Origin of the sequence: Pseudonocardia sp., from assembly GCF_025465255.1 — a bacterium.
Lineage (GTDB): Bacteria > Actinomycetota > Actinomycetes > Mycobacteriales > Pseudonocardiaceae > Pseudonocardia.
In genome coordinates this window covers 1-10,023 of the sequence record NZ_JAODNI010000180.1, presented here as the reverse complement: position 1 = coordinate 10,023, position 10,023 = coordinate 1, and the positions used below count along the sequence as shown (strand labels likewise).

8 protein-coding genes and 1 tRNA gene are annotated in these 10,023 nt (G+C 72.7%); 3 read left to right on the top strand and 6 right to left on the bottom strand.

Annotated features, from left to right (window positions below):
• The 6 genes from JWP64_RS21735 to argS form a co-directional block, all read right to left on the bottom strand.
• On the bottom strand, window positions 1–612 hold a 612-nt coding region (locus JWP64_RS21735; protein WP_297500064.1), incomplete at its 3' end, for a Rho termination factor N-terminal domain-containing protein.
• Between the two features lie 362 nt (window positions 613–974).
• On the bottom strand, window positions 975–1,901 hold the full coding sequence (gene thrB / locus JWP64_RS21730) for a homoserine kinase (protein ID WP_297500061.1): 927 nt from the start codon (window positions 1,899–1,901) through the stop codon (window positions 975–977).
• A complete protein-coding gene (gene thrC, locus JWP64_RS21725; RefSeq protein ID WP_297500059.1) occupies window positions 1,901–2,995 on the bottom strand; it encodes a threonine synthase in 1,095 nt (364 codons plus the stop codon). Before thrC ends, thrB begins: the two co-directional genes overlap by 1 nt.
• A gap of 22 nt (window positions 2,996–3,017) precedes the next feature.
• On the bottom strand, window positions 3,018–4,424 hold the full coding sequence (locus JWP64_RS21720; protein WP_297500056.1) for a homoserine dehydrogenase: 1,407 nt from the start codon (window positions 4,422–4,424) through the stop codon (window positions 3,018–3,020).
• Window positions 4,425–4,509: 85 nt separating this feature from the next.
• On the bottom strand, window positions 4,510–5,973 hold the full coding sequence (gene lysA, locus JWP64_RS21715) for a diaminopimelate decarboxylase (protein WP_297500053.1): 1,464 nt from the start codon (window positions 5,971–5,973) through the stop codon (window positions 4,510–4,512).
• Window positions 5,974–5,981: 8 nt separating this feature from the next.
• Window positions 5,982–7,631, bottom strand: coding sequence for an arginine--tRNA ligase (gene argS / locus JWP64_RS21710; protein WP_297500050.1), 1,650 nt, complete (start codon window positions 7,629–7,631; stop codon window positions 5,982–5,984).
• A gap of 160 nt (window positions 7,632–7,791) precedes the next feature.
• Between argS and JWP64_RS21705 the strand changes: the two genes are divergently transcribed.
• The 3 genes from JWP64_RS21705 to JWP64_RS21695 all read left to right on the top strand — a co-directional run bounded on the left by JWP64_RS21705 (window position 7,792) and on the right by JWP64_RS21695 (window position 9,481).
• Entirely contained in the window at window positions 7,792–8,592 is an 801-nt protein-coding gene (locus JWP64_RS21705) for a DUF3105 domain-containing protein (RefSeq protein ID WP_297500046.1), read from the top strand.
• A gap of 8 nt (window positions 8,593–8,600) precedes the next feature.
• Window positions 8,601–9,350 (top strand): DUF305 domain-containing protein, encoded by a 750-nt coding sequence (locus JWP64_RS21700; RefSeq protein WP_297500043.1) that lies wholly within the window; start codon window positions 8,601–8,603, stop codon window positions 9,348–9,350.
• Window positions 9,351–9,406: 56 nt separating this feature from the next.
• A tRNA-Arg gene (locus tag JWP64_RS21695) sits at window positions 9,407–9,481 on the top strand.
• The last annotated feature ends 542 nt before the right edge of the window (window positions 9,482–10,023 follow it).

Below are 10,023 nucleotides of genomic sequence, written 5' to 3'. Positions count from 1 at the left end.
GCGACGGCTGCCCTCGTTCTCGGCGGGCGCGGCGGTCTCGGCGGGCGCGGCGGTCTCGGCGGGCGCGGCGGGGCCCCCGGACTCCGCGGGGGCGCCGTTCGACGTGCCCCCGACCTGCGGGGACTCGACGGGCGCGCTGTTGTCGGACGACGTCGCGGCCGGAGCGGTGCTCGTGGGAGCGGCCGGCTCGGGCGTCGTGGCGGGGGTTTCGGTGCCGTTCACCGTGGCCGGCGCACCGGCCGGACGGCTCGCCGCGCGACGACGGCGCGCCGGCTTCTCGGCAGGGGCCTGCTCGGCGGCAGGCGGGGTTTCGGCGTCGGCGGCAGCCGGCGTCTGGGCGGGGGCGGGCTTCTCGGCGGGCGCGTCCAGCGGCAGCTGGTCCGTCGCGGCCTTGCGGCCACGGGCGGGCGCGGTGCCGCCTCCCTGATGCTCCTTGATCGCAGAGATCAGGTCGCCCTTCCGCATCCCGGCGATGTCGGGGATGTTCAGCTCGCCCGCAAGTTGGCGCAGGTCCGCGAGGACCATGCCGGACAGCCCACCACGCCGCTTGGGCGCAGGGCCGTCCTCCGCCGGTGCGGCGGTCTGGGTGCTGACGAGATTGGTCTCGCTCACGAAGATCCTTCCTGACCGGCCCGTAGCTCGTGCTCGGACCAGCGGATTCACACGTCTCGTCCGGACTCCTCTGCCGGACGACGACCGACGACGGAACGGTCCACGCGAGACCGCCAGTCGGCGATGTGCAGGGGCGGCGACCAATGCGACGGGTCGCGGGGAAGAGGCCGCTCGGTCCGAAACCAGGATCCGTCCGCAGCTCGTTGCAGAACTGTGAGGGCGAGATTCCGGCTCGAGAGGCCACGCGGATGACGCGTGGTTCGCCGTGCGACGCCGAGAGTAGACGCTCCCGGGTCCGGCGGCAACAACACCCCTCCTGCGGCGCGTCGTGGACCTGCACCGATGGTGGGACCGAAGTGGTCTCAGCCGATCTCGACCAGCGCGCCCGACGTGTCGACGGGCAGGGGCATGACCGAGAATCCGTGCAGGTCGAGCGCCGTCGGAAGCTTTCCGTCCGCGGTGAGGGCCAACACTGTCGGGCCCGCGCCGGAGATGGTGGCCGGGATGCCGTGCGCACGGAGCGAATCGACGAGATCGGCGGACTCCGGGTAGGCGGGGCGACGATAGCCCTGGTGCAGCCGGTCCTCCGTCGCCGCCATCAGCAGCTCGGGCCGCTGGGTGAACGCCAGGACGGACAGCGCGGTCCGGCTGCCCGTGAAGGCCGCGTCGACGAGCGGCACGGATTCCGGGAGCAGACCACGGGTCGTCTTGGTGGAGGACTCGACCCCTGCGACGAGCGCGACCGGTCGAATCCCGTCGTGCACGTCGAGTCGTACAGCGTGGAAACGGGCGGGGATATTCCCGCATCCCCCCGACGACGGCCGGTGCTCCTCCCAGGCCACCACGAAACCGCCCAGCAGGCTGGCCGCGGCGTTGTCCGCATGACCCTCCATACCCGCCGTGACCTGCAGTAACGTCTCCCGTTCCAGGTCCGGTTCCCGCCCGGCGAGGACGGCGGCGGCCACCGCGCCCGCGACGGCCGCAGCCGCCGAACTACCGAGCCCGCGCGAGTGCGGGATGGCGTTGTGGCAGCGCAGGCGCAGGCCTGCGGGGGCGTCCCCGAAGGCGGCCCACGCCGTCCGCATGGCCTGCACCACGAGGTGCGACCCGTCGCACGGGACCTGCCCGGCGCCCTCGCCGGTGACCTCGACGTGCACCCCGTCCGACGGAAGCGCCGTGACCTCGATCTCGTCGTACAGCCCGAGCGCCAGGCCGAGCGAGTCGAAGCCCGGCCCGAGGTTGGCCGACGATGCGGGCACCCGGACGCGGACCTCGGTGGGCCTGCCCATCAGGCGAGGTCCAGGGCCGCGGCGACGGCCAAGGGGTCGATCGGGACGACCACGGGGTCCGGCGCGGCCTGCAGCGCGGTGTCCGGGTCCTTGAGCCCGTGCCCCGTGACGGTGCACACCACCAGCGAGCCACGCGGGAGCGACCCGTTCGCGTGGGACTGCAGCAGCCCGGCGACGCTCGCCGCGGAGGCGGGCTCGACGAACACCGCCTCCTGCGTGGAGAGCAGGCGGTAGGCGGCGAGGATCTCGTCGTCCGTCACGGCCGCGAACAGGCCGTCGGACTCCTCCCTGGCCGTCGTCGCGCCCGCCCAGGACGCCGGCGCGCCGATCCGGATTGCCGTCGCGATCGTCTCCGGGTTCTTCACCGGGGCACCGTGCACCAGGGGCGCGGCGCCGGCGGCCTGGAACCCGAACATCCGCGGGAGCTCGGGGATGAGCCCGTCGGAGTGGTAGGAGCGGTAGCCCTTCCAGTACGCGGTGATGTTGCCCGCGTTGCCCACCGGGAGGCAGTGGACGTCCGGGGCGCGGCCCAGGGCGTCGCAGATCTCGTAGGCGGCGCTGGCCTGGCCCGCGATGCGGGTCGGGTTCACCGAGTTGACCAGGGCGATCGCCGGGTAGTCCGCGGTGGTCTTGCGGGCGAGTTCGAGGCAGTCGTCGAAGTTGCCGTCGATCTGCAGGATCCGGGCCCCGTGCGCGACGGCCTGGGCGAGCTTGCCGAGCGCGATCTTGCCCTGCGGGACGAGGACGGCGCTGGTCATGCCCGCGCGCGCGGCGTAGGCGGCGGCCGAGGCGGACGTGTTGCCCGTCGACGCGCACAGCACGCTCTGCTTGCCCTCGGCGAGCGCCGCCGTGACCGCCATCGTCATGCCGCGGTCCTTGAAGGAACCGGTGGGGTTGGCGCCGTCGACCTTGAGGTAGACCTCGCAGCCGGTGCGTTCGGAGAGCCGCGGGGCCGGGAGCAGCGGCGTCCCGCCCTCGCCGAGGCTGACGATCGTCCACCCCGGCTCGACGGGCATCCGGTCCCGGTAGGCCTCGATCACGCCCGGCCAGCGGGCCGGGACCCGCCTGAGCTGGGGCGCTGCGAGCTCACTCATCAGAAGTTCTTCCCGTCGTTCCTCATCCGGCCACGCCGAGGGCGCTGACCGTGCGGCCGAGTCCTTCGACGCGCAGCACGCTCTCCACCGCCCGCACGACGTCCAGCTTCGCGATCGCCTCGACCGTCGCGGCCAGCGCCGAGTCCTCCGCCCCGTGCGTGACGACGACCAGCCGCGCGGACTCCTCTTCCCCCGCCGGGGTCGTGATCTCCTCGCCGGTGACCGGCGAGAACCCGTCCTGCCCGCCCGTCTGGCGGACGGCCGCGATGCTGACCCCGCGCCGGGAGAACTCCCCGGCGATCGCGGAGAGCACGCCCGTGCGGTCCGCGACCTCCAGGCTCACGTGGTAGCGCGTCGGGACGTCCCCCATGGGGCGCACCGGCAGGCTCGCGTAGGCGCTCTCGCGGGGTCCGCGGCCGCCGCCGACCCGGTTGCGTGCCACCGCGACGAGGTCCCCGAGGATCGCGCTGGCGGTGGGCGCGCCACCGGCGCCCTGGCCGTAGAACATGAGCTGACCTGCGGCTTCGGCCTCCACGAACACGGCGTTGAACGCGCCGTCGACGCTCGCGAGCGGATGGCTCAGCGGGATCATGGCCGGGTAGACGCGCGCGGAGACGGACTCCGGGCGCAGGCCGGCCGCGGGGACGCGCTCGCAGATCGCCAGCAGCTTGATGGCGCAGCCCAGGCCCGCGGCGGCCGCGATGTCCGCGGCGCTGACCCGGCGGATGCCCTCGCAGTGGACGTCCGCGGCGGTCACCCGGGTGTGGAAGGCCAGCGTGGCGAGGATCGCGGCCTTGGAGGCGGCGTCGTAGCCGTCGACGTCCGCGGTGGGGTCCGCCTCCGCGTAGCCGAGGCGGGTGGCCTCCTCGAGCGCGTCCGCGTAGCCCGCGCCGGACGACGCCATCGCGGAGAGGATGAAGTTGGTGGTGCCGTTGACGATCCCGGCGACCCGGGTGATCGCGTCCCCGGCGAGGGACTCGCGCAGCGGGCGCAGCAGCGGGATCGCGCCGGCGACGGAGGCCTCGTAGTAGAGGTCGACGCCCGCGGCGTCCGCGGCCTCGGCCAGCGTCGCGCCGTCCTCGGCGAGCAGCGCCTTGTTCGCGGTGACGACCGACTTGCCGGACTTGATGGCCTGCAGCAGCAGCGTCCGGGCCGGCTCGATGCCGCCGATGACCTCGACGACGACGTCCACGTCGTCCCGCGCGACGAGCGCGGTCGCGTCCGTCGTCACCAGGTCCGGGTACCGCTGGGTGAGGTCCGGGTGCCGGTGCGGGCGTCGCACCGCGACCCCCACCAGCTCGACCGGTGCGCCGACGCGCGCCGCGAGTTCACCCGCCTGGTCCTGCAGCAGCCGGACGACCTCGCCGCCGACCGTGCCACAGCCCAGCAGCGCCACCCGGACGGGCGCGCCCTCACCTCTCGTCACCACTTGCCCCTCTTCACGTCTTCCGACCCGGTCCGGCCGCAGATCATCCCTGGTCCGGACACCGTCGCACACCCGTGGGTGGGACGGTTCACTCCCCGGCCCCCTCGTCGGCGACCTCGAGCCGGAACTGGTCCTCGATCGTCTCCCGGCGCAGCAGCACCCGGGCCTGCCCGTCCTTCACCGCGACGACGGCGGGCCGCGGGAGCCGGTTGTAGGAGCTGGCCATGGAGTAGCAGTACGCACCGGTCGCGGCGACGGCGAGCAGGTCCCCCGGGGAGATGTCCCCCGGCAGCCAGCAGTCCCGCACGACGATGTCCCCGGACTCGCAGTGCTTGCCGACGACGCGGGACAGCGCGGCGGTCTCCTCGCCCGGCGCCGAGTCCTGTGCGGACGAGCGCGACACCAGCCGGCAGTCGTAGAGCGCGTCGTAGAGCGCGGTGCGGATGTTGTCGCTCATGCCGCCGTCGACGCTCACGTACCGCCGGGAGATGCCCCCGAGCGGGACGTCCTTGAGCGTGCCGACCTCGTAGAGCGTGATCGTGCCCGGCCCCGCGATGGCCCGGCCGGGCTCGACGGCGATCTCCGGGACGTCCAGCTCGGCGGCGTGGCACTCCCGCTTGACGATCCCGCGCAGCTCCTCGGCCAGCGCCGGGACGGACAGCGGGGTGTCGTCCGGGGTGTAGGCGATGCCGATGCCGCCGCCGAGGTCCAGCGTGGTCAGGTCCCCCAGCGCGTCCGATCCGTGCTCGCGGTGCAGCTGCGCGAGGAGGGCGACGACGCGGTGCGCCGCGACCTGGAACCCCTCGGTGTCGAAGATCTGGCTGCCGATGTGGCTGTGCAGGCCGACGAGCTTCAGGCTCGTGGACTTCAGCACGCGCCGGGCGGCCTCGGCCGCGTCCGACGTCTCGCCACCGGCGATGGAGAACCCGAACTTCTGGTCCTCGTGCGCGGTGGCGATGAACTCGTGCGTGTGCGCCTCGACGCCGACCGTCACCCGGATCATCACCGGCTGCACGACGCCGCGCTCGCGGGCCACCGCGTCCAGCCGGGCGATCTCGTGGAACGAGTCCAGCACCACCCGACCGACGCCGTGCTCGACGGCCGCGACCAGCTCGCCCGTGGACTTGTTGTTCCCGTGCAGCGCGATCCGGCCGGCCGGGAAGTCCGCCCGCAGCGCGACGGCGAGCTCGCCGCCGCTGCACACGTCCAGGGACAGGCCCTCCTGGGCGACCCAGCGCGCGATCTCGGTGCTCAGGAACGCCTTGGCGGCGTAGTGGACCGAGTCGGCGCCGAACGCGGCGGCGAACTCGGCCGCGCGGGAGCGGAAGTCGTCCTCGTCCACCACGAACAGCGGCGTGCCGTACCGCTCGGCGAGGTCCCGGACGTCCACGCCCGCGACGTGCAGGACGCCGTCCTCGCCGCGGACGGCGTTGCGCGGCCACACGGCCGGCGCCAGGTGGTCCAGCTCGGCGGCACTGCGGGGGCGCGGTCCCGCGGTCTCCGGCGCGGCCTGCAGCGTGTTGTGCATCGGGCCTGCGGGATGGGCTCTCATGGTGAGTGCTACATCCGTTCCGGCGCGCTCACACCGAGCAGCGCGAGGCCGTTGCCCAGCACCACGCGGGCGGCCTCGCAGAGCGCGAGACGGGCCCGGTGCAGCTCGGAGATCTCCTCGTCGCCCATCGGCAGGACGCGGCATGCGTCGTAGAACTTGTGGTACGCGCTGGCCAGGGACTCGAGGTAGCGCGCGACCCGGTGCGGCTCGCGCAGCTCCGCGGCCGAGCGGACGACCTCCGGGAACTCGCCGAGGGTCCGGATCAGGTCCCCCTCGCGCGGGTGGGCGAGCAGGCCGTACTCGGTGCCGGGCGTCAGGCCGAGGTCCGCGGCGTTGCGCCCCAGCGAGGACAGCCGGGCGTGCGCGTACTGCACGTAGAAGACCGGGTTGTCGTTGCTGCGCTTGATCAGCAGGTCCAGGTCGATGTCCAGCGAGGAGTCCACGGACGAGCGGATCAGGGAGTACCGCGCGGCGTCCACGCCGACCGCCTCGACGAGGTCGTCCATCGTGACGACGTTGCCGGCGCGCTTGCTCATCCGGACCGGCTCGCCGTTCTTGACCAGGTTCACCAGCTGCCCGATGAGCACCTCGACGACGGCCGGGTCGTCCCCGAACGCGGCCGCGGCGGCCTTGAGCCGGGCGACGTAGCCGTGGTGGTCCGCGCCGAGCATGTAGAGGCACAGGTCGAAGCCGCGGGCGCGCTTGTCCCGCAGGTAGGCGATGTCCCCGGCGATGTAGGCGGGCCGGCCGTCGCTCTTGATGACGACGCGGTCCTTGTCGTCCCCGAAGTCCGTGGACCGCAGCCACCAGGCGCCGTCCTTCTCGTACAGGGCGCCGGTGTCCTTGAGCTGCTGCACGGCCGTCTCGACGGCGCCGGAGTCGTGCAGGGACTGCTCGTGGAACCACACGTCGAAGTCCGTGCCGAAGGCGTGCAGGGACTGCTTGATCTCTGAGAACATGAGGTTGACGCCGACCCGGCGGAACACGTCGTCCCGTTCGGCGTCCGGGAGCTCCAGGACGCCGGGCTCGGCCGCCGTGACCTCGGCGGCGATCTCGGTGATGTACGCGCCGCCGTACCCGTTCTCCGGCGCGGGCTCACCCTTGGCCGCCGCGACCAGGGAGGCGACGAACCGGTCGATCTGGCCGCCGGCGTCGTTGAAGTAGTACTCGCGGGTGACCTTCGCGCCGCGCGCCGAGAGCACCCGGCCGAGCGCGTCGCCCACGGCGGCCCAGCGGGTGCCGCCCAGGTGCAGCGGACCGGTGGGGTTGGCCGAGACGAACTCGAGGTTGACGTTGCGCCCGCCCAGCTCGCTCCCGGTGCCGTAGGACCGGCCGCCCGCCAGGACGTCCCCGACCAGGGCGCCCTGCGCGTCCGCGGCAAGCCGCAGGTTCAGGAAGCCGGGGCCGGCGATCTCGGCGGACTCGATGCCGTCCGTGCTCGCGAGGGCCTCGGCGAGCCAGCCGGCGAGCTCCCGCGGTGGCACCCCGGCCTTCTTGGCGGTGCGCAGCGCGACGTTCGTGGCGTAGTCCCCGTGCTCGGGGTTGCGGGGACGCTCGACGCCGACGTCCGGCGGGAGCGCCGCCTCGTCCAGGCCTCGCTCGCGCAGCACGTCTAGAGCGGCGGCGCGGACGAGTTCGGCGAGGACGTCGGGAGTCACCCCCCGATTCTAGGAGGTGACGCGGACCGCTCCACCGGCGCTCTCCGTGCTCCGCTCACACCCCTCTCAGGCGGCCCTCCTAGACTCGTTCCCGCGGCCACATGCCCGAGATCCTTCTGGCCTCAGTGACGGTCGCCTTCCCGGGAGACGTGGACGGTCGATGGTCAGCGGTAAGAACAGCAAGTCAGCCAGGAACGCCCGCAACGCGGTCGTCGCCAAGCGCTCCACGCCGTGGGGTCTGATCGCCGGGATCCTGGTGGTCCTGCTGTTCGCCGGGGGCATCTTCGGCTACGCCTTCTACAAGAACGACGAGAAGAGTGCCGCCACCGAGGCGCTCGCCCCCTTCACGCCGACGGACGCGAACAAGGACCCGTCGGCGCAGATCCCGGGCGTGCAGACGCTCTCCTACACCGCCGGTGACCACGTCACCCCGGACGTGCGGGTCGCCTACACGCACTCCCCGCCGTTCGGCGGCAAGCACGACGGCTTCTGGGCCGCCTGCAACGGCGTCGTCTACCCGAGGGCGGTGCGCCAGGAGAACCTCGTGCACTCCCTCGAGCACGGCGCGGTCTGGCTCGCGTACAACCCCGACCAGGTCAGCGGGGCCGCGCTGGACACGCTGAAGGCGAAGGTCCAGAACCAGCCGTACACCGTCCTGTCCCCGTACCCGGGTCTCGACCAGCCGATCGCGCTGCAAGCCTGGGGGCACCAGCTCAAGCTGGGCGACGCGAACGACCCGCGGGTGGACCAGTTCATCACCGCGCTGCGGCTCAACCGGTTCACCTACCCCGAGGTCGGCGCCAGCTGCGACTCCCTCGGCCCGGGCCGGTTCGACCAGGACAACCCGCCGCCGTTCGTCCCGACGCCCGCGCAGTCCGAGATCAACGGCACCACGATCCTCCCCGAGACCAGCCAGACCACCGGCGTGCAGCCCGACCCGACCGGCACCGCAGGGTCATGATGGGTGGGGTGAGCACCTCCCCGTCACAGGAACGAACAGCGTCGCCCCCCGAGGAGCCGCCGGGTCCCGGCGGGTCCGGGGGCGACGGCGGCCGGGAGCCGCGCTGGGTCCGCCCCTTCGTCGTGGCCGTCGCCGCGGTGGCCCTGCTGCTGCTCGGCGCCGCCGGCGGCCTGCTGATCGGCCTGCCCGGCTCGTCGTCGGACGCCGTGCCGGCCGCGGACTCCGTGGACGTCGGCTTCGCCCAGGACATGTCGGTGCACCACAACCAGGCCGTGCAGATGGCGTCCTGGGAGCGGGACCACACCACGGACCCGGCCCTGCACCAGCTCGCGTTCGACATGGAGTCCACGCAGGGCCAGCAGATCGGCCGCATGCAGGGCTGGCTGGCGCTCTGGGGCGCCGCGCCGTACCCCGTCGGCGGGCACTACATGACGTGGATGACGGACTCCTCCTCCGGTCACCCCGGCATGGGCGGCATGAGCTCGTCCGGCGTCACCCGGATGCCCGGGATGGCGTCCGAGGAGGACCTCCGGAACCTGCGGGCGGCCTCCGACCAGCAGCTCGACGTGCTGTTCCTGCAGCTCATGCTGCGCCACCACCAGGGCGGCGCCTCGATGCTGCGGTACGCCGCGGACCACGCGACGGTGCCGGACGTGCGCAACCTGGCGTCCCAGATGCTCAGCTCGCAGACGTCCGAGGCGCAGTACATGGAGCAGCTCCTGGCCCAGCGCGGAGCCGCTCCCCTGCCGCCCGGCTGATCACCCGGGCCCCCGGGAAGTCGGGTGCGCGGGTGTTGTAGTCTCATTCCTGCACGGCCCCCGTAGCTCAGGGGATAGAGCACCGCCCTCCGGAGGCGGTGGCGCAGGTTCGAATCCTGCCGGGGGCACCATGCATGACCTGCAGTGATCGCTGTGGGTGACATCGCGGCAGTGCCGATTTGCCTGGTTTCGTGGCATGAATGTGGCACGAAGTCATTCCACGGCGGTTGCCGACCTCGAATACCTCAATGCCCAGAGCGGCCTGCTCACACACCCTCGTCCGTAGCGCGTCGAGGTCCATGCAGGTGGAAGGCTCACCGGCCGCAGCCGGCTCCGGGTTTGCTCAACTGTTCGAGAACGGCGAGCACTGCCTACTTGGGGCGGTGCTCGCTATGAACTTTGACGATCTCCAACGGCGACCGCTTCTAACGTCTACTACTCAAAGTTGCGGTCTGGACAGACGACGTGCAGGGACTGATCGGCCTGCTGGCCCCACGACGCGGCGGTCGACGGCCTGACGCAGCTGAGCCGGCTGATGGGCCAGGAGGACGGCGGAGCGCCGGTGCTCCGGCATCGTGAGTGAGGCACCCGACCCACAGGAAGCTCTTTCGGCGGGGAGCCGTGGCTCACGAGTCGGTGTTGTGTCGCTGACGGGCGATCGCCTCGGCTGCTC

What these genes read in the sequence shown, in the direction of transcription:
- thrB (WP_297500061.1), bottom strand. Translation starts at nt 1,901, where the DNA reads ATGGGCAGGCCCACCGAGGTCCGCGTCCGGGTGCCCGCATCGTCGGCC.
- lysA (WP_297500053.1), bottom strand. Translation starts at nt 5,973, where the DNA reads ATGAGAGCCCATCCCGCAGGCCCGATGCACAACACGCTGCAGGCCGCG.
- thrC (WP_297500059.1), bottom strand. Translation starts at nt 2,995, where the DNA reads ATGAGTGAGCTCGCAGCGCCCCAGCTCAGGCGGGTCCCGGCCCGCTGG.
- JWP64_RS21705 (WP_297500046.1), top strand. Translation starts at nt 7,792, where the DNA reads ATGGTCAGCGGTAAGAACAGCAAGTCAGCCAGGAACGCCCGCAACGCG.